General features: G+C 62.3%; 23 protein-coding genes and 1 tRNA gene. 14 read left to right on the top strand and 10 right to left on the bottom strand.

The genetic code is table 11. From position 1 onward, the window contains the following. Positions 1–3256: transcription-repair coupling factor (gene mfd / locus Q8O80_RS15485; protein ID WP_305580834.1), on the top strand; the 3256-nt coding region annotated here is incomplete at its 5' end. A 146-nt stretch (positions 3257–3402) separates the two neighbouring features. Next, a complete protein-coding gene (locus Q8O80_RS15490) occupies positions 3403–4131 on the top strand; it encodes an invasion associated locus B family protein (protein WP_305580836.1) in 729 nt (242 codons plus the stop codon). Positions 4132–4226: 95 nt separating this feature from the next. Here the strand turns inward: Q8O80_RS15490 and Q8O80_RS15495 are convergent, their stop codons facing one another. From Q8O80_RS15495 to Q8O80_RS15505, 3 genes are read right to left on the bottom strand one after another with little or no spacing between them, the layout of a single operon-like run. Further along, complete coding sequence (locus tag Q8O80_RS15495) at positions 4227–5390, bottom strand: FAD-dependent monooxygenase (RefSeq protein WP_305580838.1); 1164 nt, start codon at positions 5388–5390, stop codon at positions 4227–4229. Next, a complete protein-coding gene (locus Q8O80_RS15500; protein ID WP_305580840.1) occupies positions 5387–5857 on the bottom strand; it encodes a DUF6691 family protein in 471 nt (156 codons plus the stop codon). Before Q8O80_RS15500 ends, Q8O80_RS15495 begins: the two co-directional genes overlap by 4 nt. Continuing rightward, positions 5857–6309: a YeeE/YedE family protein gene (locus tag Q8O80_RS15505; protein ID WP_305580842.1), complete on the bottom strand. Its 453-nt coding sequence runs from the start codon at positions 6307–6309 to the stop codon at positions 5857–5859. Before Q8O80_RS15505 ends, Q8O80_RS15500 begins: the two co-directional genes overlap by 1 nt. A 185-nt stretch (positions 6310–6494) precedes the next feature. On the opposite strand from Q8O80_RS15505, the gene Q8O80_RS15510 reads away from it, so the two are divergent. The 3 genes from Q8O80_RS15510 to Q8O80_RS15520 all read left to right on the top strand — a co-directional run bounded on the left by Q8O80_RS15510 (position 6495) and on the right by Q8O80_RS15520 (position 8475). After that, positions 6495–7373: a TerC family protein gene (locus Q8O80_RS15510; protein ID WP_371136221.1), complete on the top strand. Its 879-nt coding sequence runs from the start codon at positions 6495–6497 to the stop codon at positions 7371–7373. Next, positions 7370–8341, top strand: coding sequence for a quinone oxidoreductase (locus Q8O80_RS15515; protein WP_305580844.1), 972 nt, complete (start codon positions 7370–7372; stop codon positions 8339–8341). Before Q8O80_RS15510 ends, Q8O80_RS15515 begins: the two co-directional genes overlap by 4 nt. A 44-nt stretch (positions 8342–8385) precedes the next feature. Beyond that, positions 8386–8475, top strand: a tRNA-Ser gene (locus tag Q8O80_RS15520). A 34-nt stretch (positions 8476–8509) separates the two neighbouring features. Here Q8O80_RS15520 and Q8O80_RS15525 read toward each other — a convergent pair. After that, positions 8510–9172: a DUF6629 family protein gene (locus tag Q8O80_RS15525; protein ID WP_305580846.1), complete on the bottom strand. Its 663-nt coding sequence runs from the start codon at positions 9170–9172 to the stop codon at positions 8510–8512. Positions 9173–9425: 253 nt separating this feature from the next. Here Q8O80_RS15525 and Q8O80_RS15530 point away from each other — a divergent pair, with 253 nt between their 5' ends. The 5 genes from Q8O80_RS15530 (at position 9426) to Q8O80_RS15550 (ending at position 12460) form a co-directional block, all read left to right on the top strand. Then, entirely contained in the window at positions 9426–9662 is a 237-nt protein-coding gene (locus tag Q8O80_RS15530; RefSeq protein WP_305580848.1) for a hypothetical protein, read from the top strand. Between the two features lie 119 nt (positions 9663–9781). Next, positions 9782–9958, top strand: a complete 177-nt coding sequence (locus Q8O80_RS15535; RefSeq protein WP_305580850.1) for a hypothetical protein — start codon at positions 9782–9784, stop codon at positions 9956–9958. 173 nt (positions 9959–10131) lie between these two features. Beyond that, positions 10132–10803, top strand: a complete 672-nt coding sequence (locus Q8O80_RS15540; RefSeq protein ID WP_305580852.1) for an allophanate hydrolase subunit 1 — start codon at positions 10132–10134, stop codon at positions 10801–10803. Beyond that, positions 10800–11702, top strand: a complete 903-nt coding sequence (locus Q8O80_RS15545) for a biotin-dependent carboxyltransferase family protein (RefSeq protein WP_305580854.1) — start codon at positions 10800–10802, stop codon at positions 11700–11702. Before Q8O80_RS15540 ends, Q8O80_RS15545 begins: the two co-directional genes overlap by 4 nt. Then, entirely contained in the window at positions 11699–12460 is a 762-nt protein-coding gene (locus Q8O80_RS15550; protein WP_305580856.1) for a 5-oxoprolinase subunit PxpA, read from the top strand. Before Q8O80_RS15545 ends, Q8O80_RS15550 begins: the two co-directional genes overlap by 4 nt. Before the next feature lie 112 nt (positions 12461–12572). On the opposite strand, the gene Q8O80_RS15555 is transcribed toward Q8O80_RS15550, so the two are convergent. The 5 genes from Q8O80_RS15555 to Q8O80_RS15575 form a co-directional block, all read right to left on the bottom strand. Next, complete coding sequence (locus tag Q8O80_RS15555) at positions 12573–13328, bottom strand: ABC transporter ATP-binding protein (RefSeq protein ID WP_305580858.1); 756 nt, start codon at positions 13326–13328, stop codon at positions 12573–12575. An 11-nt stretch (positions 13329–13339) separates the two neighbouring features. Continuing rightward, the gene (locus Q8O80_RS15560; protein ID WP_305580860.1) at positions 13340–14107 is read right to left on the bottom strand and encodes an ABC transporter ATP-binding protein; all 768 of its coding nucleotides are present in this window, start codon (positions 14105–14107) and stop codon (positions 13340–13342) included. A gap of 11 nt (positions 14108–14118) precedes the next feature. Continuing rightward, positions 14119–15267: a branched-chain amino acid ABC transporter permease gene (locus Q8O80_RS15565; protein WP_305580862.1), complete on the bottom strand. Its 1149-nt coding sequence runs from the start codon at positions 15265–15267 to the stop codon at positions 14119–14121. 1 nt (position 15268) lies between these two features. Continuing rightward, the gene (locus tag Q8O80_RS15570) at positions 15269–16300 is read right to left on the bottom strand and encodes a branched-chain amino acid ABC transporter permease (RefSeq protein ID WP_305580864.1); all 1032 of its coding nucleotides are present in this window, start codon (positions 16298–16300) and stop codon (positions 15269–15271) included. A gap of 167 nt (positions 16301–16467) precedes the next feature. Next, complete coding sequence (locus Q8O80_RS15575; RefSeq protein ID WP_305580866.1) at positions 16468–17823, bottom strand: substrate-binding protein; 1356 nt, start codon at positions 17821–17823, stop codon at positions 16468–16470. A gap of 190 nt (positions 17824–18013) precedes the next feature. On the opposite strand from Q8O80_RS15575, the gene Q8O80_RS15580 reads away from it, so the two are divergent. Genes Q8O80_RS15580 through Q8O80_RS15595 form a run of 4 tightly spaced genes read left to right on the top strand, consistent with a single transcriptional unit; the run spans position 18014 to position 23000 of the window. Next, a complete protein-coding gene (locus tag Q8O80_RS15580; RefSeq protein WP_305580867.1) occupies positions 18014–19636 on the top strand; it encodes a helix-turn-helix domain-containing protein in 1623 nt (540 codons plus the stop codon). A 58-nt stretch (positions 19637–19694) separates the two neighbouring features. Continuing rightward, the gene (locus tag Q8O80_RS15585; RefSeq protein WP_305580869.1) at positions 19695–20078 is read left to right on the top strand and encodes a response regulator transcription factor; all 384 of its coding nucleotides are present in this window, start codon (positions 19695–19697) and stop codon (positions 20076–20078) included. After that, entirely contained in the window at positions 20065–20298 is a 234-nt protein-coding gene (locus Q8O80_RS15590) for a hypothetical protein (protein ID WP_305580871.1), read from the top strand. Before Q8O80_RS15585 ends, Q8O80_RS15590 begins: the two co-directional genes overlap by 14 nt. Further along, positions 20298–23000, top strand: a complete 2703-nt coding sequence (locus Q8O80_RS15595; RefSeq protein ID WP_305580873.1) for a sensor histidine kinase — start codon at positions 20298–20300, stop codon at positions 22998–23000. Before Q8O80_RS15590 ends, Q8O80_RS15595 begins: the two co-directional genes overlap by 1 nt. Here Q8O80_RS15595 and Q8O80_RS15600 read toward each other — a convergent pair. After that, positions 22997–23818, bottom strand: a complete 822-nt coding sequence (locus tag Q8O80_RS15600) for a potassium channel family protein (RefSeq protein WP_305580875.1) — start codon at positions 23816–23818, stop codon at positions 22997–22999. The two genes, Q8O80_RS15595 and Q8O80_RS15600, sit on opposite strands and share 4 nt — an antisense overlap. Between the last annotated feature and the right edge of the window lie 80 nt (positions 23819–23898).

Raw genomic sequence — 23898 nt, forward strand, 5'->3', positions numbered from 1 at the left:
GCCCTACGACCGTGTCTCGCCAACCGCCATTACCATTTCGGCCCGAATGACGGCGCTGTCGGCATTGGCATCGGGCGCGGTGACCGGCGCGATAGTGCTGACCGCCGTCAATGCGCTGGTGCAGAAGCTGCCGCCCCGCGACACCGTGGCCGGCATGTCCTTTTCGGCCAAATCCGGGCAGGTGGTCGATAGTGACCGGCTGATCGCCTGGGCCGCCAATAATGGCTATCTGCGCGTGCCGACCGTGCGCGAAAGCGGCGAGTTTGCGGTGCGCGGCGGGCTGATCGACCTGTTCCCGGCCAGCGCCGAAGCGCCGCTGCGCTTTGACTTCTTCGGCAGCCAGCTCGAATCGATCCGCACCTTTGATCCCGACAGCCAGCGCACTACCGGCACGCTGAAATCCATCGCCCTGACACCGATGAGCGAAGTGGTGCTGACCGAGGCGACCATCAAACGCTTCCGGCAAAACTATACCGCGACTTTTGGGGGCAATACGGCGGGCGATACACTGTACGCCTCTATCAGCGGCGGCGCGCGCTATTCGGGCACCGAACACTGGCTGCCTTTCTTTTACGAGCATCTCGATGTTCTGGCCGACTATGTTGGCGACGCGCCTTTCGTGTTCGACGAGCAGGCCAGCGAGGCCTATGCCGATCGCGTGGCGCAAATCCGCGACTATTATGACGCGCGCGAGGCAGCCCGGCTGACGCCGCAGGTGGCCGGAACCGGCGCGCCCTACAAGCCTGTGAAGCCGGAACTGCTATACGCCGTTGACGCCCATCCCTATGCGCTGGCGGGCGCCTCGGTGATCCAGCTCTCCCAGTTCATGGCGCCGGGCACCAAGGGAAACGACGATGCCGGTGGACACATCGCCCCCAGCTTTGCTGCTGAACGGCAGGCCACCGACACCAATCTGTTCCAGTCCGTCGTCGAGCGGCTATTGGCCGAGCGCAAGGCGGGGCGGCGCACTGTCGTCGCCTGCTGGAGCACCGGTACCCGTGACCGCATGGCCCAGGTGCTCAAGGACCATGGCCTGACCAATCCGCGGCTGGCGGAAAACTGGCGCGATGCCGAAACCACCAGCGCCGCCACGACCTCGCTGGTGGTGTTGCCCCTCGAAAGCGGCTTTGCCACCGCAGATCTGCTGGTGCTGTCCGAACAGGACATTCTGGGCGAGCGCATCCTGCGCCCGCAGCGCAAGCGCAAGGCCAGTGATGCGCTGACCGAAGCGGCCAGTCTCGCCGCTGGCGATCTGGTGGTCCATGTCGATCACGGCATTGGTCGCTTTCTGGGTCTCAAGGTCATCGAGGCTGGCGGCGCGCCGCATGAATGCGTCGAACTCGAATATGGTGGCGACACCAAGCTCTACCTGCCGGTGGAGAATATCGAGCTGCTGACCCGCTATGGCTCGGACGAAGGCAATACCACGCTCGACAAGCTGGGCGGCGTGGCCTGGCAGGCCAAGAAAGGCAAGCTCAAACAGCGCATCCGCGAAATGGCGGAGCAATTGATCAAGATTGCTGCAGCGCGTCAGTTGACCCGTGCCGACGTGATCGAGATCAATCCCGGCGCCTATGACGAGTTCGTCGCGCGCTTCCCCTATGAAGAAACGGAAGACCAGATGGCCGCCATTTCGGCGGTGTTTGATGACGTGACTTCGGGCAGGGTGATGGACCGGCTGGTGTGCGGCGATGTCGGCTTTGGCAAGACCGAAGTGGCGCTGCGCGCGGCTTTTGCCGTGGCGTTGAGCGGCAAGCAGGTGGCCGTGGTGGTGCCCACCACCCTGCTGTCGCGCCAGCATTTCAAGACTTTCTCGGAACGCTTTGCGGGTCTGCCAGTGCGCGTGCGCCAGGCCTCGCGCATGGTCGGCTCGGCCGAGCTCAAGGCGACGAAAGAAGGGCTGGCAGACGGGCAGGTCGATATCGTTGTCGGCACTCATGCCCTGCTCAGCAAGACCATCAAGTTCCGCGACTTGGGCCTGCTTATCATCGACGAAGAGCAGCATTTTGGCGTTGGCCACAAGGAACGCCTCAAGGATCTCAAGGCCAACGTGCACGTGCTGACGCTGACCGCGACCCCCATTCCGCGCACGCTGCAAATGGCCCTGACCGGGGTGCGCGACCTGTCGCTGCTGGCAACGCCACCGGTGGATCGTCTGGCCATTCGTACCTTCATTTCGCCATTTGACGCCCTGTCCGTACGCGAGGCGCTATTGCGCGAAAAATATCGCGGCGGCCAGAGCTTTTACGTGGTGCCGCGCATTCGCGACCAGGGCGACATTGTCGAGTTCCTCAAGGAACAGGTGCCCGAGGTCAGCTTCGTGGTGGCCAATGGCCAGATGGCGCCGGGCGAGCTCGACGACGTGATGAACGCGTTCTACGACAACAAATTCGACGTGCTGGTGGCCACCACCATTGTGGAATCCGGGCTCGACATTCCCAATGCCAATACCCTGGTCGTGCATCGGGCCGACCAGTTCGGCCTGGCCCAGCTGTATCAGATCCGTGGCCGTATCGGGCGCGCCAAGGCGCGCGCCTATGCGCTGTTCACCGTGCCGCCGGATCGCAAGCTCACCGACACCGCTGAACGCCGGCTGGGCGTGCTGCAATCGCTGGAAAGCCTGGGCGCCGGCTTCCAGCTGGCCAGCCACGATCTCGACATTCGCGGTGCCGGCAATCTGCTGGGCGACGAACAGTCCGGCCATATCCGCGAAGTCGGCTACGAGCTGTATCAGGCCATGCTGGAGGAGGCCGTGGCCAACCTGAGGAATGGCGACGCCGATTACGAGGACAAGAACGAGTGGAGCCCACAGATTTCGCTGGGCATGCCGGTCATGATTCCCGAACACTATGTGCCCGACCTGCAGCTGCGCATGCAGCTCTATCGTCGCCTTGGTGATCTGACCGATATTCGCGATATCGACGCCGCCGGCGCCGAACTGATCGACCGATTCGGCCCGTTGCCCGAAGAGGTGGAAGCCCTGCTCAAGGTGATCCTGGTCAAGGCGCTGTGTCGGCAGGCCAATGTGGAAAAGGTCGATGCCGGTCCCAAGGGTGCGGTCATCACCCTGCGCAATAATGAGTTTGCCAATCCCGCCGGACTGGTCAAGATGGTCAGTGATCCAGCCAACCAGGTGCGCATCAAGCCCGATCAGAAACTTGTGTTCTCCCGCAATTGGCCCACGCCCAATGACCGGCTCAAGGGCGCGGCGGCGATTTTGTCCCGCCTAGCACGACTGGTCGACAACATTGCGTGAGGCGCCGCCGTAAACCCTGTCTCGCCATAATGCTTTGGCATGAGGGATTGGTCATGCTATTGCCCGAATTAAGCACTTGAAGGGCAGTTCAACTCTAAAGGGTGGCGCCAAGTCACCGGGACCGCCAAGGAAGCCAAGGAAATTCTATGAACTTCAGGAAACCCCTCGTCGCCGGTTTTGCGGTGGCTGCGCTCATGCTGTCCCCGCTGTCGGCCTTCGCTCAAGAAGCAACGCCCGCTCCGGACGCAACGGCCACCGAAGCGCCGGCTGATGCCGCAGCGCCGGAAGCTGATGCCGCTGCCGCGACCACGGACGGCGCCGCTGCGCCCTCCACCAACTGGCTGAAGGTTTGCGATCCGCTGCCCGATGGCCAGAAGGCCTGCATCATGCGCCAGGTGATCCTGGCCAATGGTCAGTTCCTCGGCTCGTTCCTGCTGCGCGATGATCCGGGTCAGGAAAGCCGCCTGCTCGCCGTTGCCGCCGTGCCACTGGGCGTGCTGCTGCCGTTCGGCCTGACCTGGCAGATCGACGGCTCCAAGCCCGTCCGCGTGCCATATATGCTGTGCGACCCGACCTCATGCGCCACCCAGCTGGTGATCAACGAGCAGTATGTCAATTCGCTCAAGAAGGGCAGCACGCTCAAGCTGACCGCCAAGAACCGCCAGAACCAGGATCTGACCATCGAGATCGACCTGGCCGGCTTCACCGCCACCTATGATGGTGACGCGGCGATCACCTTTGACGAGTTCCGCAAGGAAACCTCGGGTGAGGACGCGCTTGAGCAGGTACTGCAGGACCGTGCGGAAGAACTGCGCAAGCAGTTGGAAACCCCGCCAGTGCCAGACGCCGAAACGCCAGCGCCAGCTGCCCAGTAAGTCCGGCCAGTCTGATGGAATTGTCGAAAAAGGGCGCGGGCAACCGCGCCCTTTTTGCTGGCGACCGCGCCGCGTCAGCCGCAAGGGTAAATGGTTTAGCGACGCCCCATGCCGACGTCAAAAGCCTGCCGACGCAGGCTTGGCGCCAGCTTGAGCGCCCATAGCCCGCCGGCGCGCAAGGCTTGCGCCGGGATCATGTCGGCCAGCAGCGAGCGGAACAGGGTATCCACCAGCCCGCCCGTGCGCACCAGGTCGGCGGCACGACGGCTGGCATAGTCGGCACTGACGGTCATCGCCCAGTCGGGCTTTGAGCGGTCAACCCCGGCCAAGACTTCAGCCAGATCAGCCACATCACGCAGTCCCAGATTGAGCCCCTGGGCGCCAATGGGGGGGAAGGCGTGCGCCGACTCGCCGGTCAGCACCACGCCACCAAGGCCGGCACTGGCCACGCTGAGGGTGCTGAGCGGGAAGACGAAGGAGGGCGTTGCCATGGCAATGCTGCCGAACAGGCGCTGCGATTTCTCGGCAAACTGGCCCAGCAACTGTGCTTCGCCGCCCGCTTGAGCCGCCCGCAAGACGTCCGCGTCATCGATCCACACCAGATTGGCCCGATTGCCGCCCGCCGGCACCAGGGTGAACGGCCCCTGCGGATAGTGGAACTCTATCGAGGTGCCGCCAATGGGCCGCCCCAGCTCGAGGTCGCACACCAGCGCCGACTGGCTGAACTGGCGTTCGCTGGTGCGTAGGCCGACGGCGCTGCGCACCAGTGACTTCTTGCCGTCGGCCCCCACGATCAGCGGGGCGGTCTGAGTTGTGCCGTCGCTGAGCGTCACCGACCAGCCATCATCAAGACGCTGCAGGGCGGTAGCGCCGAGGGGATGGGTTTGCAGATTGACCAGCGTTGCCGCCACCGCGTGAAAACGCTCCAGCAGCCGGCTATTGGCCAAATTCCAGCCGAACGCTGCAAGCCCGATTTCGGTGGCGTCAAACAGTGTTTCAGGTGCCCGGATCAACCGCCGTGTCGCATCGATGATGCGGATCTGGGTCAGTGCCTGGCCGAGCGCCTCGGGACTCTCGACTAGGCCGGCGCGGCGCAAATACTCAACGCTGGGCATCATCAGCGCCGAGGTGCGGCGATCGGGTGGGGCAGTAGGGGCCAGATGGATGGTGCGCAAGCCGGCCTTGGCAACAGCAATGGCTGCCGCCATCCCGGCCAGCCCGCCACCCACGACAATGGCATCAGCGCTGAACCGGCTCATCTGGCGTCTGCCAGCCGCTTGGCGTGGCCACTGGGCACGATCAGGCTGCCCGCATAGGAGCCGATCAGCATGGCCACCAGAAATATCCACAGCCCATCCGGCACAAAGGCGATCAGCGACAGGGCCGGGCCCGGGCAGATGCCGGCCATGCCCCAGCCAATGCCGAACAGCGCCGCGCCACCAATCAGGCGCCGGTCAATGTGCGCATATTCAGGCTCGTGAAATTCCACATCGAACAGCGGCGCCTGCTGTTGGCGGCTCAACTGCACGGCCAGGAACATGATGACAATGGCCGGGACGATGACGAAGGCCAGGCTGGGGTCCCAGCCACCTGAGGGAATGGCAGTAACATCAAGGAAGCGCAGCACTTTCCTGGCGTCGACCATTTGCGAAACATAGAGACCGGCGCCGAACAGCGCGCCGCTCAGCGCCGCCGTTGCCAGATAGGGCAGTTTGAGATTGGCCATCAGACGATTCCTGTCACGGCAACGGTGAGCATGGCCACCCCGAAGAAAACCAGGACCGCCACCAGCGAGCGGCGGGACAAGCGGGCCAGGCCGCACACGCCGTGGCCCGAGGTACAGCCATTGCCGATCTTGGTGCCAATGCCGGTCAGCAGGCCGGCAATCGCCAGCCACACCGGCGTTGGGATGCCCCAGGCAGCAGGCGCCTCGACCAGCGCAGCAGGGACGTCGCCACCCATGCCAATGCCGGGCAGCAGGCGGGCCGCCACAAATGTGGCGCTCACCATGGCGATGACGAACACCAGGCGCCACACCACGGTCTGGGCTGGCGGCAGCATTTGGCCGAAAATACCGGAAATGCCGGCAATGCGCCCATTGCCCAGCCACAAGACGGCGGTGGCCAGACCAATCAGGCTGCCGCCCAGGGCGGCGGTGAGCGGGGTGAACGAATCCATGGGGTGTCTTTCCAGAGCTTTTGCTGCCTAGGTTATCATCTCAGGGCGGGTCGATGCCAGCGATGGGACGACCACTTATGACTGCGCAAGGCCGAAACCGGGAAAAACTCCGCTGCGACAGCTTTTGTCGGCGGCTAGAACACCCTAGAGATGGGCAACCGCACAGTTGCGGCACGGAGTCGACGATGCTTGAATTGCTGGCTAATCCCAACGCCTGGATTGCTTTTGGAACCCTGACGGTCATGGAAATCGTGCTGGGGATCGACAATATCATTTTCATCTCGGTGCTGGTGTCGCGTCTGCCCAAGGAACAGGCCGATCGCGCCCGCAAGCTCGGTCTGGCGCTGGCGCTGGTATTCCGCATCCTGCTGCTGCTGGTAATCAGCTGGATCATCAGCCTGACACAGCCCGCCATCTCGGCCTTCGGCCTGGACCTGTCGTGGAAGGATATCATCCTGATCGCCGGCGGCATTTTCCTGGTCTACAAGGCCACCCACGAAATGCACGCCGCCATTGAGGAGCCGCACGAAGCCGAGATGGCCGCCAAGGCGCGGGCAGCCTTTGCCACCATTATCGGTCAGATCATTGTCATCGATCTGGTGTTCTCCATCGATTCGATCGTCACCGCCGTCGGCATGGCCGATGATGTCGAAGTGATGATCGCTGCCGTTGTTGTGGCGGTCGGTGTGATGTTCGTGGCGTCGGGTCCGGTCGCCAAATTCGTTGCTGATCATCCCACCACCAAGATGCTGGCCCTGGCCTTCCTGCTGCTGATCGGCGTGACGCTGGTGGCAGACGGCCTGGGCTTCCATATTCCCAAGGGCTTCATCTACTCTGCGATGGGCTTCTCGGTGATGGTCGAAGCGATCAACATCTTCGCCAAGAACCGGCACGCTGCCAAGCACGCCGGGGCCAAGGCGACCCCGTTTACCGGCGCGACGGGTGCCGTCGCCGGGCAGGAGGGCATCGCGGCTGTCACCGGGCCGCGCCCCAAGAGCACCGCAGCGGCCAAGTCCCAGGCCCGGCCGAAATCGGCGCCACGCAAACCGAAAGGCAAGAAATGACCAAGGCAGTTCTCGTCCATCACACGGGCGGCCCCGAAGTGCTCAGCTTTGAGGAGCACGCCGTCGGGGCGCCCGGTGCCGGCCAAGTCGCGCTGCGCCAGACCGCGATTGGTCTCAATTTCATTGATACCTACCAGCGCTCGGGTCTCTATCCGGTGCAAACTCCATTTGTGGCCGGCAATGAAGCGGCCGGGGTGATCACCGCGCTCGGCGATGGTGTCAGTGATTTCCAGATCGGCGATCGCGTTGCCTATCAGGGCGTGATCGGCGCCTATGCCGGCGAACGCCTGATCGCCGCTGACCGCATTGTGCCCGTTCCCGATGCCATCGACGACCAGACCGCCGCCGCCATCCTGCTCAAGGGCCTGACGGCCTACTATCTGCTGTTCCAGACCTGGCCGCTGGCCAAGGGCGAATCCATTCTCTGGCACGCCGCCGCCGGCGGTACCGGGCAGATCGCCACTCAATGGGCCAAGGCGCTGGGCGCCACCGTCATTGGCACCGCAGGAAGCGACGAGAAAGCCGCGCTTGCCAAGGCGCATGGCTGCGACCATGTCATCAATTACAATACCGAAGACTTTTCCGCCAAGGTGCGCGAACTCACCAATGGGCGTGGCGTTGATGTCGTCTATGACGGGGTGGGCAAAGCGACCTTCGACAAGTCGCTCGATTGTCTGCGGCCTCGCGGGCTGATGGTCAGCTTTGGCAATGCCTCGGGCGTCGTCGCCATTCCGGACATCACGGTGTTGGCCCGCAAGGGCTCGCTCTATGTGACCCGCCCCACCGGCGTGCATTATTACAGCCAGCGCACCGAGCTTCTCACCGGCGCCAAGGCGCTGTTTGCAGCCGTTGCGGACGGCTCGATCAAGGTGCAAATCAAGCACAGCTTCCCGCTGGCCCAGGCTGAAGAGGCCCATCGGGCGCTCGAAGACCGGCAAACCACCGGCTCGGTCGTTCTGATCCCCTGATCCACTGGACAGTCCGCCACTCTGCCGCTAAAGGCTCACCTCACGGGTGGGTGGCAGAGTGGTCGATTGCTCCGGTCTTGAAAACCGGCGGGCGTGCAAGCGTCCCGGGGGTTCGAATCCCTCCCCACCCGCCATCTTGCATCGGTAGAAACTGTCTGCGCCAAGCCACTATGGGTGCTCGGCGACGACCTGCGACGCGCCAGCCGGCATACTGCGCACATACCAGTAGATCAGGCTGCTGAGCACGGCCGCGCAGAAGCACCACACCGAGGGCAGGTTCAGGGCAAAAAAGCTGGCGGCAAAGCCGAAGCCGGCGAGATTGGCGACGCCGATCCAATGCAGGCGATGATCGCTGGCGATAAAGAACGCCCCGCAAACCACCAGCAAATACACCATCTCCATGCCCGGCCAGGTGCCCGCGGGATTCTGGTAGACCAGGCATTGATGCTCCACCTGGACCGAGAAGCCATATAGCCCCATCACCACCAGGGTGTAGATGGCGATCCCCACGCCCGGAACCAGCAGACCGCCCATCAGGCGGCGACGCGTCTTGTGGGGCTCCAACAGCATCAGGCTGAGGGGGAACAGGATCGGCCAGAGGACGCCGATGAAAAAGGCGTAGAACTGAGCGAGCCCGTACAGTTCGGAACTGGCCTCTGTCTTGGCCAGCGCCAGCCAGATGAAGCCCTCAGTCAGTTGCTGAATGCCAAACAGCAACGGCACCGCTGCGAATAGCCGCATCTCGGGCTGTCGGGCCTGCCTGACGGCCAATATACCGATCGTCGAAATCACGAGGCCAGTGGTGAAACTGACCGGAGCGGAAAAGCACATTATGCAACCTGTTCTGCGCGCGGGGAGGGGCCGCATGGATGTGCGGTTGCCAGGGACGGCGCACCACGGCACACCGTCCAGTGACATTGGTCTAGCAGGAAGCGGTCGGCGGGCCTATTGATCGCTGCGCTGAAGATTGACGGGTCAACCGGGCCGTCTGGACCGGTCCGGTGCGATCATGTATCTGTGCCCCGCGCGCGCGCCCCTAACACTGGCGACGCTGCAGACGCCGATTTCGAGATAGGAACTGCCTGTGAGCCGCAAGGAATTTGAAGCGTCAAAGATGCGCCGGCTGAAGCGCATTGCCGGTCGCCATGGCCTGACCATTCTGACGGCCGAGAAGCTGACGGCCAAGATGGGCAAGGGCGGCCACGCCATTCGTGAGGACGAGAGCTTCAAGGTGATTTTCGGGGACAAGCCGCTGCCGTTCTCGGCGACCTTTGAGGAAATCGAAGCCTATGTCGAGAAACTTGAAGCGGACGAAGAATAAGCGTCGCTGACCTTGATGGCAATCGTCTGACAGTGCCAACGCACCAAACTTCATTATTTGTTCCGTAACAGGAATCGCGGCACACTGCCTCTATTGGCTACCTTTGGAGGCGCGTTATTGTGTTTACTCTGATCAACGCCGACGTAGAAGACGACGACGCCGAAATCACCGATCCCCAGGAAATTGCAGAATTGTTCGCTGCCATCGCCACCGTTGCCATTGAGGCAATTGGCGCCGGGCAGGCACGGCAGCTGTTTGATGCTGTCGTCGAACAGGAGGGCAAAGACCCCAATTAAGCGCCGCACAACGCACCGACCCGGCAGGTTAATCTAGCCAATATCGCGCGGCGATTGCGGCACTGACAAACGGTCTTCCGAGCCCGGCAGAGTTCCTTGGCTTATCGACCGGATTGACTGCTCCGGGCTGGTCCGACAGGACTAGCCGCATGTTGCGCCCAGGAGGCCGCCTCGTGACCGGTTCGTCTGTCACCGATACATTCCCCACGCCGACCATCGCACCGCTGGGCGACGCCGCTTTATTGGTGCGCTTCGGTACGGCGTTGACCGATTCTGCCAACCGGGCGGCAATCGCGCTGGTGGCCCTGCTGCAGCGCGCGCCCGTGCCCGGCGTGGTCGAAGTGGCACCCAGTCTGGTGTCGGTGCTGCTGCGCTATGATCCGCTGACGGCAGCGGCAGCCGATATCGCCGCAGAGTTGCGGCTGCGTCTCTACGCGCTGGCCGCTGCCGCACCGCCGCCCGGACGCGAATGGACCATCCCCATACGCTTTGACGGCCCCGACTTCGATTCGGTTGCCGCTGCCCTCAAGCTGCGGCCTGCAGCGTTCATCGCCGCGCACAATGGCGCGCCGCTGCGGGTTCTGGCCACCGGCTTCGCGCCGGGCTTTGTCTATTGCGGGCTGCACGCCGAGGCGCTGGTGCTGCCGCGCCGCACCGAGGTCCGGCCGATGGTGCCCGCTGGCACAGTGTTGTTTGCCGCCGGGCAGACGGCAATCACCGCCACTGAACTGCCGACCGGCTGGCATGTCATCGGCAGCACGGAGTTCAACAATTTCGACCCGGCAGCCGAGCCGCCCACCCAGCTGTCGCCAGGTGACCGCGTCAGCTTCACGGTTGCGCCATGAGCGCCACAATCGCCATTACCCGCGCCGGACCCCTCACCACGGTGCAGGATGCCGGACGGTTCGGCCAGCTACGTCATGGCATCAGCGCATCGGGACCCATGGATGGTGTGGCCTACCGCCTGGCCGGCGCGCTGGCTGGCGCCGATCACGGCGGCATTGAAATCACCATGGCCGGCATCGGGCTGCGACTGCAGAGCGGGCAATGCCGGGTCGGCCTGGCCGGCGGGCGCTTTGATGCCCGGCACAATGGCTTGATGCTGGAATGGCCGGGAGCCGTCTCGCTGGCAGCGGGCGATGAATTGACCGTCATGCCCGGCACGGCGGGCAATTACGGCTATCTGCGCTTCGATGGCGCGCCAGTGCTGCCGACCATCATGGGCAGCCTGGCCACCAGCAGCCGGGCGCGACTCGGCGGTCTTGAGGGGCGGCCGTTGCAGGTGGGTGACGTGCTCGAACTGGCCGACGCTGCTGGCCCAGCGCCGCAGGCGGTAACGGCGCGGCAGGCCGAGACCGGTCCGATCCGCTTCGTCTGGGGTCTGCATGCTGACCTGTTCGCCAGCCCGGTGCGGCAACGCTTCGTTACCACGCCCTTTGTGATCTCACGGCAGCTGGATCGCATGGGTGTGCGGCTGACCGATGCTGGCGGCGTCTTTGCCGATGCCACCATCCTGTCGCTGGCGTCGGACGCCATTGTCCCGGGCGATATCCAGATACTGGGCGACGGCACGCCCATCGTGCTGATGCGCGACCACCAGCCCACTGGCGGCTATCCGCGGATCGGCACCATTATCAGCGCTGACCTGGATCGCTTTGCCCAATTGCGTCCCGGAACCGATATTGCCTTTTCATCGGTCAGCGTGGTCCATGCCCAACAGATCCTGCGGAGCCAGAGTCCATGATTGCGATCGATCTCAATGCCGATCTGGGCGAAGGCACCGGTCATGATGACGATCTGCTCGCCATCGTCTCGAGCGCCTCGATCGCTTGCGGCGGCCATGCCGGCGATGCGGCAACCATCCGCCATATCCTGAAGGTCTGCCGGGCCCGTCAGGTGCGGGCAGGGGCCCATCCTGGCTATGCCGACCCCAAGCGGTTCGGTCGCTTCCGGCTGGTGATGCCGCTCGCCCAGCTACTGGGTCAGATTCGCGAGCAGCTGTTCCTGGTGCGCTTCATTGCCGATGAGGTCGGGCACCCCATTGAATATGTGAAGCTGCATGGTGCGCTGGCCAATCAGACGGCCGAGGAACTGGCGTTTGCCGTGGGAATTTTTGCCACCATTCAGGCCATGGACCCCAAAATGGCGGTGCTGGTGCTCGACAACAGCCAGCAGGTGCGCGCCGCCAAGGCTGTTGGCATGCCGCTGATCCGCGAGGCCTATGCCGACCGCGCCTATACCGCCGACGGCCTGTTGGTGCCGCGCAGCCAGGCCGGGGCGGTAATCGATGATGTGGATGCGGTGATCGCCCGTTGCCTGCGGCTGGCCAAGTCCGGTGAACTGGTGGCCATCGATGGCTCTGTGCTGCAATCGGCGGCACGCTCGATCTGCCTGCACGGCGATACGCCTGGTGCTGTCGATCTGGCGCGCGAAGTGCGCAATGCGCTGGAGGGCGAGGGGATTGCGATAGTCGCCAACGCCCCTGAGGCGCCCGACAACTAGAATTTACCCTGGGCCTCCCGACGGGGAGAGGTGAGATCGGCGGAATGCCTTTAGTCAAAAGACCCAGGGTAGAGCGAATCGGTCCGGGGACCGAAAACTGGTTTGCTGGCGGCTAGATCGCCAGGTACTCGTGGCGGAGCTCGGTATTGTCGAGCACCTCCTTGGCGGTGCCGGCAAAGGCCACTTCGCCGGTGTCCAGAATTACGGCGCGGTCGGCCAGCTTGAGCGCGGCCACGGCATTCTGTTCGACGATGATGGTGGTGATGCCCAGCGGCCTGATCGAGTGCAGGATGCGCTCGATCTCGTGCACGATCACCGGCGCGAGACCTTCATAGGGCTCATCGAGCAGCAACAGCTTGAGATTGCGGGCCAGGGCCCGGGCAATGGCCAGCATCTGCTGCTCGCCGCCCGACAGGGTTACCCCCTCCTGCTTGCGACGCTCGGCCAGGCGCGGAAAGCTCTCATAGATCTGATCGATGCCCCAGCCGGTGCCGGGGGCCACCTGAGCCAGGAAGATGTTTTCCTCCACCGTCAGACCCGAAATGATCCGACGGTCCTCGGGCACCAACTGAATGCCGGCCTGGGCCGCCTGATAGCTCTTCATCTGGTGGATAGGCTGACCATCGAGCCAGATTTCGCCCCGTCGCATCTCGGGATCGTCGGTGCGGGCAATGGTGCGCAAGGTGGAGGTCTTGCCGGCGCCGTTGCGACCAAGCAGGGCGAGAATTTCACCCTTGCGCACATCGAGTGTGACGCCCTGCACGATATAGCTTTCGCCATAATAGGCGTGCACATCGCGGACCGAGAAAAAGGGCCGGGTGGTTTCAGTCGCAGCAGCGTGGCTGCCAGTGGCAATCTGAGTATCCATGACCATTGTGCTCATACGACTTCGCCTCCGAGATAGGCTTCCTGCACTTTTGGGTTGCCACGCACCTGATCGGGCGTGCCATCGGCAATGATCCGGCCTTGTGCCAGTACCGAAATCTTGTCTGCCAGTGAGAACACCACATGCATGTCGTGCTCGATGATCACCTTGGTCATGCCGCGGCTCTTGATCTTTTTGAGCAGTTCAATCGTGGTGTTGGTGTCATGCCGGCTCATGCCGGCAGTGGGCTCGTCCAGCAGCAGCAGGCGCGGATGCTGGATCAGGCACATGGCCAGCTCCATTCGGCGCTTGTCGCCCCGGCTGAGACTGCCGGCGCGGTCTTTCTGGCTGCTCAGCATGCCGACGTCTTCGAGCATGTGTTCGGCTTCCGCCCGGACCGCGCTTTCATGCTCAAGCGAGCCGAGCATGTTCAGTTTGAAGGCACCGTCACGTTTGGCCAGCGCCGGGATCATCACATTGTGCAGCACTGACAGGTCAGCAAAGATCTCGGGCGTCTGGAACACGCGGGAAATGCCCAGTTGGTTGATCTGAAACGGCTTGCGCCCGGTCAGCACGGTTCCGTCGAACACCACCTGGCCGCTGGTTGGCGCCAGCTTGCCGATAATGACATTAAGCAGGGTAGACTTGCCGGCACCGTTGGGGCCGATGATGGCGTGGGTCTGGCCTTCCTCGACCTGCAGGTCGATATCGGCCAGGGCGTGCAGTCCCCCGAAGCGCTTGTGAACGTCAGCAACATGCAGGACGACATTGGGTTGGGTCATGATCGTACGTCCTATTCAGCTGGCTGTGGCTGCGGCGAGGTGGATTCCGGGCTGGCCGGGGGCTTGCTCTTGGGTGAGACGAGGGTGGTGATGCGTCGCACACCCTCCATCACGCCGCCGGGCAGGAACACCACGATCAGAACGAACACCAGTCCGAGCGTGAGGAACCAGCCTTCACCAACAAACTTGCCACTGACCACAACCGCCGTATGGTCCAGTCCGTCAGGCAGGAAGCTCCAGAACCGGGCGAGGATGGAGTCATTGAGGGCCGAGAAGATGTTCTCAAAATACTTGATTATCCAGGCACCAAGGACCGGGCCGACCAGCGTGCCAGCGCCGCCCAGAATGGTCATCAGCACCACTTCGCCCGACGCGGTCCACTGCATGCGCTCGGCACCGGCCAAGGGGTCGGTCACCGCCATCAGGGCACCGGCAAGGCCGGCATACATGCCCGAAATGACAAAGGCCGCCAGGGTATAGGGGCGCGTATTGACGCCCGTGTAATTCATCCGGGTCTGGTTGGATTTGATGCCCTTGAGCATCATGCCGAATGGCGAGCCGGTAATGCGCTGGGCAATGAAGAAGGTCAAGATCAGGAAAGCGGCGCAGAAGTAGAACCCGGTAAAGCCACCAAGTGACTGGCCGAGCAGGGTCGGCACAGGCTGGCCGGGCATAGCGTCACCGAACACACGATCGAGATAGCGTGGATCGTTGATGGTCAGTTGCAGCCCGGTTTCACCATTGGTGATCGGCGTTAGCACGGAGTAGGCGAGGTTGTAGCTCATCTGCGCGAAGGCGAGCGTCAGGATCGAGAAGTAGATGCCCGAGCGGCGCAGACTTAGATAGCCGATGATCAGGGCGAAAACGCCCGAGATCACGATGGCGAAGATCATTGCCGGAATGGCGTCGAGGCTGAGCAACTTGAACGACCATACGGCAGCGTAGGAGCCGACGCCGAAGAAGGCGGCGTGGCCGAAGCTGAGATAGCCGGTGAGGCCGAACAGGATGTTGAAGCCGACGGCAAAGATGCCGAAGATCATGAAACGCTGCAGCAGATCGGGGTAGGCGGCCCCGAAGGGTTGCAGCCAGATCGGCATGGCGAGCACCACGGCGGCGAAGCCGAGCAGGAGCATTAGATCGTTGCGGGTCATGGTGCGCATCTCAGGCCTCCATCACGCCACGCCGACCGAACAGGCCACGCGGCAATACCAGTAGAATGACGACGGCGACGAGGTAGATGATGACCTGATCGATGCCGGGGATGAGGGCCTTTACCTGCGTCATTGACGCAAAGGATTGCAGGATGCCGAGCAGGAAGCCCGCAGCCACGGCGCCGGGCAGGGAGCCCATGCCGCCAACCACCACCACGACGAAGCTGAGTACCAGGAAGTCCATGCCGATATGGTAATTGGGCGGCAGCAGCGGGGTGTACATCACCCCGGCCAGGCCAGCCACAACAGCCGCCAGTCCGAACATGATGGTGAAGCGTTTGTCGATATTGATGCCGAGCAGGCCCACGGTCTCCCGGTCGGCCATGCCGGCACGAACGACCATGCCAAAGGTGGTGAACTGCAGGAAGGCGAAAACACCGCCGATGATGATGAAGGAGAATAGGAAATACACCAGGCGCCAGATCGGGTAGGTGATGACATTGGCCTGCATGCCCAGGAACGCGCCGATATCGGCTGCGCCGCGCAGGTCCGACGGCATGGGCTGGGGAATGGGATTGGGTCCAAAAAACGACTTGATCAGCTCTTGCGCCACAATGGCCAGACCGAAAGTCACAAGGATCTGTTCGGCGTGAGGGCGTTTGTAGAAGTGCTTGATGATACCGCGCTCAAGCCCGATGCCCACCAGCAGCATGATCGGAATGGTGATGATGATCGATGCCGGTACCGAATAATTCACCAACACGGCGCCGAAATCGCCGAACCAGGCTTGCACCAGCGGTGCGCGCACTTCGAGGGGCGCTCCCCACGGCGAAAGCTGGGTGGGATCGATGGTGATGGTTTCCATTGTCAGGAGCTGCCGGAACAGCACTGCGCAGAAGGCGCCGAGCATGAACAGCGCACCATGGGCAAAATTGACAACACCCAATGTGCCGAACACAAGGGTCAGGCCGAGCGCGATCAGCGCGTATGCAGCGCCCTTGTCGAGGCCATTGAGAAACTGAAGAAAGATGACGTCGAACATCGTGTGCTCCTAGAGATGCGGGCGGCCAAAAGGCCAGTGCCCACCTGTGCCATCGTCACCACCGGGTCTGTCCCGGTGGTCCATACGATGTAAACCATCGCGATGGATCGCCGGGACAGCCTGGCAATGACGGTGGTGGAGGGGCAGGTTTCCCTGCCCCTGTTGCATCAGCAGAGCGGCGCGGGCTCTGCCGGGCCGAGATCGCCGCCGAAGATGGCCGAGTCGTAGGTCACGACTTCGCGGTCGACTTCCTGCACGATGTTGAGCACGTCGTATTCGCTGGTCGGGTTGTCGTTACCCTGCACCACCAGAATATTCTTCATGCACTGATGGTCTTCCGCACGATACAGCGTCGGGCCATTGCCCATACCGTCGAACTCGTGGCCTTCCAGCGCCTTGATAACTTCAGGCGGATAGAAGGTGCCGGCGCGTTCGCAGGCATCAGCGTACAGTAGTGCCTGCACGTAAGCGGTGTGGGCAGCCTGGGATGGCGGCGCACCATAGGCAGCGCCAAACGACTTGGTGAAGGCGACAGTCCCTGGATCCTGCAGGTTCCAGTGCCAGTTCGAGGTGCCGAAAATGCCCTTGATATTGGCGCCGGCGCCCTTGGCCATCAACTCGGAGAACAGCGGAACCACGATTTCGAAGTTCTTGCCGTTCGTCTGACGGTCACGCATCCCGAACTGCACGGCCTGAGTCAGCGAGTTCACCATGTCATTGCCATAGTGGTTCAGGATCAGCACGTCGGCGCCCGAATTGAGCACTGGCGTGAGGAACTGCGAGAAATCGCCAGCGCCAAGTGGCGTACGCACGGCTTCGACCGTTTCCCAACCAAGCGCTTCGGTGGCAGCCTTCATCGACTCTTCCTGGGTCCAGCCCCAAGTGTAGTCCGCCGTCAGGTGATAGGCGCGGCGGTCGGTGCCATATTCCTGACCAAGCACCGGACCAAGGCCGATACCGGACTGGTAGGCGTTGAAGAAATGGCGGAAGCCGTAGCGACGCTTATCCTTGCCGGTGGTGTCGTTGGAGTGGGTCAGGCCCGCCATGAAGATGACGCCCAATTCCTGGCAGAGACTCTGCACAGCAACAGCCTCGCCCGAGGACGAACCGCCGGTGACCATGATGGCACCATCGCGTTCGATCATGCGAGTGGCGCCAGCCCGAGCAACGTCTGACTTGGTCTGGCTGTCGGAGGTCACAAAGGCAACCTTCTTGCCCAGAATGCCATTGCCCTTGAGGGCCGTCGGGGTCAGCACGTTGATGAGCCCGCCATCGCCTTCACCATTCAGGTGCTGAACAGCTAGCTCGTAAGCCTTCTGCTCGTCGGCACCCTCTTCGGCATAGGCACCGGTAAGTGGGAGATTGAGGCCGAAGGTTACGGTATCGCCAGTTGGATTGTTGCAGAATTCCTGCGCCCATGCGCCCTTGGTAAAGATTGCGGGCATAACGCCCGTGCCGATAATGCCGGCCATGCCGGTCTGCAGCACACGCCTGCGCGACAAGCCACGCTTCAAAAGTGTCATCGATTTCCTCCTTTTGGCGCGGGGCAACTGATACTTGGCCAGCCGCTCACCGCCCCTTGAGTATTTCCTTTATAGAAAACAGCGGCAATAGGGCGTTGTAATTGCAAGGACATTCTGTCAATTATTGTTCTGAATTAGACGAGTTCCAGTAAATTAGTTGACAGGGCGCTCAGGAGCGGAGGAGAAAAACATGCGCGCACCAATCGGTTTTCGCATCAGCAACAGGCGGAAATCGCTCAAGATTTCTCAAGCGGGGCTGGCCCGACTGGTGGGCATTTCCCCCAGCTATCTGAACCTGATCGAAAACAACAAACGCGATATTGGCGGGGCGCTGTTGAACCGTGTCGCGACCCAATTGGAGATCGATGTCGATGAACTAGCCGGTCGTGCCGAGCAGAAATTGCTGCAGGACCTCGAAGAAGCATTCGCGGACCCAATTGTCGAATCGCTGCCATTTCGGCCCGACGAGCGGCGTGATCTGGTGGCCCAGTACCCGGCCAGCGCGGCTGCCTTGGCGCGGCTGCACCGGGCCTATACCGATGCCGTCTCCAATGCTGATGCCTACGCTGATCGTCTCCGCTCAGATCCATTGCTGAGCCAGTTGCTGCACCAAATCCTGTCCGGCGTTACCGCTATTCGCTCCAGCGCGGAAATTCTGGAGGATGTGACCGATCTGGACGATGCCGAGCGGCAGCGCTTTCTGGGCGCCATCCGGCGGGGGTCAATAACGCTGTCGGACGTGGCCCGCAATTTGATCGGTCAGTTCGACACCTCCAGCGAGATCAGCCGCAATGTGTCGCCGGCGCGCGAAATCGACGACATGATCATCGAGCGGCAAAACTATTTCCCTGACCTCGAGGACGTGGCGGACAGCCTGCGGCTGGAGGTCGCCAGGACCGGTCCATTCAATGTGACGACACTGGCGGCGCTGCTCGAGGATAAATTCGGCGTGGTCGTGGTCTTTGGCGGCCCGGCGGACGATCCCGGCTTTCCCGGTCAGTACCAGTTCGACTCCCAAACACGCCGCATGTGGTTCCAGGGGGCGACGACTTTGGCGACCCGCAAGTTCCAGCTGGCACGCCTGTTCGGGGAGTTGGCGGCGGCCGATGCCATCAACCAGACGATGCAGAGCGCCGTGCTCTCGACCGCAACTGCGCGCCGGTTCGCGTCACGCGCCATCGGTTCCTATCTCGCCGGTGCCATGGTGTTTCCATATGAGCGGGTGTTGGCGGACGCCGAGGCCAGCGCTTATGATATCGATTACCTCGGGCAGGTTTATAGTGCCAGTTTTGAGCAGGTGGCCCATCGCCTGGTGACCCTGCGCCGACCGGGCCAGGAGGGGGTGCCATTCGGCTTCCTGCGCTCGGATCCTGCCGGGCGTCTCACCAAGCACTTTCCCCTGCCGGGCCTGTTATTGCCCAATAGTGGCCATGCCTGTCCGCTGTGGGCGATCTATGGTGCCTTTCGTACGCCCGAGGCTCTGTTGCGGCAGATGGTGCGCTTTTCCGATGGCTCGCGCTATTTGTTCCTCGCCCGTACTGTGCAGCACCGCACGGCGGCCTTTCGCGAGCAAATCGTGGCATCCTCCGTCATGCTGGCTTGCGATGTGCTGCACGCAGACCGCACCATCTACGCCTCGGGGCTGGATCTGAATGATCACTCGGCCGACATTCCGGTAGGGCCGAGCTGCCGGCTCTGTACGCGTCGCGACTGCGCCAGCCGGCAGGAAGAGACGCTGTCATCCGATATTGCCGCCTCGCCCACACGGGCTCCCCTGCTGCCATCGGCATTTGCGCTTGGCGATCACCACTGATTGCGGTTAAGTGATCGGGCATTCGCGGAGGGGAGACCGCGTCTGACAAGGGGGAAATTTGGCAATCGACATACTTATTGCTGAGGACGAACCGAGCATTCTGGAATCGCTCGACTTCATACTGCGCCGTGCCGGCTACAGCATCCGTTCGGTGACCGATGGCGATGCAGTGCTGGACGCGGTGCGGCGAATGGCGCCACGCCTGTTGTTGCTCGACGTCATGCTGCCCAGACGCAGCGGCTTTGACATTCTCAAACAGATCCGTGCCGATGTGGAACTGCGCGATTTGCCGGTGCTCATATTGACGGCCAAGGGCCAGCAACAGGATCGCCGGACGGCCGATGAACTGGGCGCTGACGGCTTCGTGACCAAGCCCTACGCCAATGCCGATGTTGTTGGCGCGGTACGGCAATTGTTGGGTAGGCAAGGTGGAACGGCGTAAGCTGATTGCCAGCATGCTGGTGCTGACGGTGTTTGGTACGGTGCTGCTGGTGCCGCCCTTGGTCTATGTGTTCAACCAGCCGATCAGCCATTCCGGCATCCCCCAGATCGTCATCTATCTGTTCGGCGTCTGGCTGCTGCTGATCCTGGGGACGGCAGCGCTGGCGCGCCAACTGCCGGACGAGCCTGCCGATCCTGCCGCCGAGCGGGAGACCGACTGATGCTGTCGGCCGATTTCGTCATCGCCACAGCGGTTGGCTATGTTGGTCTGCTGTTTGTGCTGGCGTTTTTCGGTGATCGGCGGGCCCGGTCGAACAAGAGATCATTTCTGCATTCGCCAGCGGTGTATACCCTGTCCATTTCGGTGTACTGCACCAGTTGGACGTTCTACGGCGCCGTCGGCAACGCCGCCCGCAGCGGGCTTGAGTTTCTGACCATCTATCTCGGTCCCACACTGGTGTTTGTCGGCTGGTGGTTTCTGCTGCGTCGGCTGGTTCGCATCAGCCATAATCAACGCATCACCTCGCTGGCCGATTTGCTGTCATCCCGGTTTGGCAAATCCAACCGGCTGGCGGTGCTGGTGACCTGCATCGCCGTGATCGGCATCGCGCCTTATATCGCGCTGCAACTCAAGGCGGTCACCTCATCCATCCAGACGGTTGCCGGTGCCTCCGAGTTCGGGCAGGGCAGCCTGGCCGGCATTGATGATGTTGGCCTAGCCTTTGGTGTCGCTGCAGCGATGGCGGTGTTCACCATTCTGTTCGGTACGCGTCATGTCGACGCCAAGGAGCAGCATCACGGGGTGGTGGCCGCGATCGCCTTTGAAGCCATCGTCAAGCTGACAGCGCTGGTGGCTGTGGGGGTATTCGTGGTCTACACTGGCGGGGGTCTTGAAGGCATTTTCAGCGGCGCTGCAGAACTGGGGGTGGGAGAGCAACCCCAGGACACCTTTGACAGCCGCTGGCTGACCACTCTGGGTCTGTCTATCGCCGCCATTGTCTGTCTGCCGCGCCAGTTTCAAGTGACGGTGGTCGAAAACTCCGACGAAAACCACCTACGCGTCGCGAGCTGGGCCTTTCCCGGCTACATGCTGGTGATGAGCCTGTTTATCCTGCCCATCGCCATGTTCGGTCTGACCGTGATGCCTGCGGGATCGAACCCGGACATGTTCGCGCTGACCTTGCCCATGGCCTTTGGACAGGATGCGCTGGCCTTGTTTGCCTTCATTGGCGGGTTCTCGTCGGCTACTTCAATGATCATCCTTGAATCCATTGCGCTGTCGATCATGGTGTCCAACCACATCGTCATGCCGCTGGTGCTGCGCTTCAGTACCGGCAGGCGCAGTGGCGACGGGCAGGGGGTCAGCCATTCACTGCTGGTGGCCCGGCGCTTCTCCATCGTGCTGATCCTGTCGCTGGGCTTCTTCTATTTCTTCTTTACCCGCGACTCCGACGCCCTGGCGCCAATCGGGCTGATCTCGTTTACGGCGATTGCCCAGTTTTTTCCCGCGGTTCTGGCTGCCCTGTTCTGGCGGGACGCTTCTCTGCAGGCGGCAACTGCCGCCATCGCGGCAGGGTTTGTCGTCTGGGTGTGGTGCAGTTTCCTGCCCTCGTTCGAGTCGGTATCGCCCCAGGTGGCGATGCTGTTGCACAGCGGTCCATGGGGCATCATGTGGTTGCGGCCGGAGGCGCTGTTCGGGCTCGATTGGCTCGATCCCCTCAGCCACGCCGCGTTCTGGAGCCTGAGCATCAATGTGGTGACGCTGACCGTGGTCTCGCTGCTGACCAGCCAATCCTCGCTCGAGCGCATTCAGGCGACGCTGTTTGTCGACGTGTTTCGGCGGGGTCATGTCGCGCAAGGCAATTTTGTACGCGGCTCTGCCACGGCCAATGACCTGTTCTTCGTCGCCGAACGGGTATTGGGCGAGCGGCGCGCTGCAGCGCTGTTCGAGACGGCGGCGCGCGAGATTGGCGTTGCGCCGGACCAACTGGAGCCGACCTCGGAGTTCATCGGCAAGCTGGAGCGTGAATTGGCGGGCTCGATCGGCGCGGCGTCCGCCCATGTGATGCTGTCCAAGGTCGTCTCCGGTAGCGATGTGTCGCTCGAAGAAGTCATGCAGATGGTCGACGAAACCCAGCAGGTGATCGAATACTCCCAGCAATTGGAAAAGACCTCGGCCGAACTGCGCTCCACCGCGCAAAAGCTCGAGGATGCCAATGTGCAATTGCGCGAACTCGACAGCCAGAAGGACGAGTTTCTCAGCCAGGTCAGCCATGAAGTGCGCACCCCGATGACCTCGATCCGCTCGTTCTCGGAAATTCTGCTCGAGCCCGAAGGGATTGACGAAGCCCAGCGCCACCATTTCGTCTCCACCATTCATCAGGAAAGCCTGCGGCTGACCAAATTGCTCGACGAAATCCTTGATCTCTCCGCGCTTGAGCGCGGGGAAAGGGCCTGGGACAATGTACCGATTGACGCCGAAGACGCGCTGAATCGGGCGCTGAGGGTTTGTGAAGCGCTGTTGCGCCAACGTGGCATGCAGGTGGAACTGGGCGAACGTGCTGGCGTGACCATGGTCGAAGGTGACGCCGACAGGCTCTGCCAAGTGTTCATCAACCTGGTCTCCAACGCCGTCAAATACAACGACGCCGAGCACCCGGTCGTGCGGGTCGTCTCATCGCTCAAGGCCGGCAATTACGTGGTGGAGATCGCCGATAACGGCCCGGGCATTCCCAAGGGCGAACGCACCTTGATCTTTGAGAAGTTCTCGCGCGGTGAACACGGCGCCAGCGATCAGACCGGCGCGGGGCTGGGACTGGCCATCTCGCGTCAGATCGTGGCCCGGATGAATGGCACGCTCGAACTAGTGCCAGGGCCGCTGCCCGGCGCCTGTTTCCGCGTCCGGCTGGCGATTATCCGTTAGTAGTGGCCGGAATCGGGGATGTTGAGAATATGGCCGCAGGCCTTGCAGTGCACGGCGTCCGGGTCATGCTTTTGCAGGCCGCATTGCGGACAGGGGAAGTGCACCTTGTTGGGCCGGAAGATGGATTGCGCCAGCTTCACGAACAGCGAAATGCCCACGATCATGATGGCGATGGAAGACAGCTTGCCGCCGGGACCGGGCAGCGTGATATCGCCAAAGCCGGTGGTGGTGACCGTGGCCACGGTGAAGTAGAGCGCGTCGATATAGCCAGCGATACTGTCCGTGCCGCGGTTGGCAAAGGCGGTGTAGACGAAGCCGGTGACGACGAACAGGAACACCAGCAGGTTGATGACCGCCTGGATGGTCTCGCGGTAGATTGACAGCCCCCGTCGATGCAGCGGCCGCCAGAAGGTGCTGCTGCGGGTCAGCGTCCACAGGCGCAAGATCCGCAGGAAGCCCAGGTTGAAGAACCAGGTGGGGGCCAGCAGGGTCACCAGGATGAAGATGTCCATGATGACCGGAAGTTGCCGCACCCAGCGCGACATATCGGTCGAGGCCAGAGCCCGCGCCGTCAGATCGGCCGCCAGCAGCAGCGCGATCGAATAGTCGATCCACAGAAAAGACTCGTACTCGCGCAGCAGCGGCGAGGCGATGAAGAAGGCAATGATCGCCAGATCCACCACCAGCACGGACATCTGGAATCGCTGCGCCTTGGGCGACTGGCTGTGATAGAGCAGGCGCAGCGTTGACCGCAGTCGCCCGAACCCGGTTAACCGGGCAGATTTGCGGGCCGTTGACTGGTCTTGATTGGGGCGCATAGCAAACTCACTTGTCAGCTTGCCCATGCAAGCGCATGGGACTGTTCCCTTTCGTGTCCCGACAATCAAGGTGTCTGCCC

It is taken from the genome of Devosia sp. (assembly GCF_030689745.1).
Lineage (GTDB): Bacteria > Pseudomonadota > Alphaproteobacteria > Rhizobiales > Devosiaceae > Devosia > Devosia alba.

Coding starts and splice junctions, on each gene's coding strand:
- Q8O80_RS15490 (WP_305580836.1), top strand. CDS start 3,403: ATGAACTTCAGGAAACCCCTCGTCGCCGGTTTTGCGGTGGCTGCGCTC.
- Q8O80_RS15600 (WP_305580875.1), bottom strand. CDS start 23,818: ATGCGCCCCAATCAAGACCAGTCAACGGCCCGCAAATCTGCCCGGTTA.
- Q8O80_RS15575 (WP_305580866.1), bottom strand. CDS start 17,823: ATGACACTTTTGAAGCGTGGCTTGTCGCGCAGGCGTGTGCTGCAGACC.
- Q8O80_RS15545 (WP_305580854.1), top strand. CDS start 10,800: ATGAGCGCCACAATCGCCATTACCCGCGCCGGACCCCTCACCACGGTG.
- Q8O80_RS15515 (WP_305580844.1), top strand. CDS start 7,370: ATGACCAAGGCAGTTCTCGTCCATCACACGGGCGGCCCCGAAGTGCTC.
- Q8O80_RS15580 (WP_305580867.1), top strand. CDS start 18,014: ATGCGCGCACCAATCGGTTTTCGCATCAGCAACAGGCGGAAATCGCTC.
- Q8O80_RS15565 (WP_305580862.1), bottom strand. CDS start 15,267: ATGCGCACCATGACCCGCAACGATCTAATGCTCCTGCTCGGCTTCGCC.
- Q8O80_RS15505 (WP_305580842.1), bottom strand. CDS start 6,309: ATGGATTCGTTCACCCCGCTCACCGCCGCCCTGGGCGGCAGCCTGATT.
- Q8O80_RS15525 (WP_305580846.1), bottom strand. CDS start 9,172: ATGTGCTTTTCCGCTCCGGTCAGTTTCACCACTGGCCTCGTGATTTCG.
- Q8O80_RS15560 (WP_305580860.1), bottom strand. CDS start 14,107: ATGACCCAACCCAATGTCGTCCTGCATGTTGCTGACGTTCACAAGCGC.
- Q8O80_RS15500 (WP_305580840.1), bottom strand. CDS start 5,857: ATGGCCAATCTCAAACTGCCCTATCTGGCAACGGCGGCGCTGAGCGGC.
- Q8O80_RS15495 (WP_305580838.1), bottom strand. CDS start 5,390: ATGAGCCGGTTCAGCGCTGATGCCATTGTCGTGGGTGGCGGGCTGGCC.
- Q8O80_RS15555 (WP_305580858.1), bottom strand. CDS start 13,328: ATGGATACTCAGATTGCCACTGGCAGCCACGCTGCTGCGACTGAAACC.
- Q8O80_RS15550 (WP_305580856.1), top strand. CDS start 11,699: ATGATTGCGATCGATCTCAATGCCGATCTGGGCGAAGGCACCGGTCAT.
- Q8O80_RS15510 (WP_371136221.1), top strand. CDS start 6,495: ATGCTTGAATTGCTGGCTAATCCCAACGCCTGGATTGCTTTTGGAACC.
- Q8O80_RS15570 (WP_305580864.1), bottom strand. CDS start 16,300: ATGTTCGACGTCATCTTTCTTCAGTTTCTCAATGGCCTCGACAAGGGC.
- Q8O80_RS15595 (WP_305580873.1), top strand. CDS start 20,298: ATGCTGTCGGCCGATTTCGTCATCGCCACAGCGGTTGGCTATGTTGGT.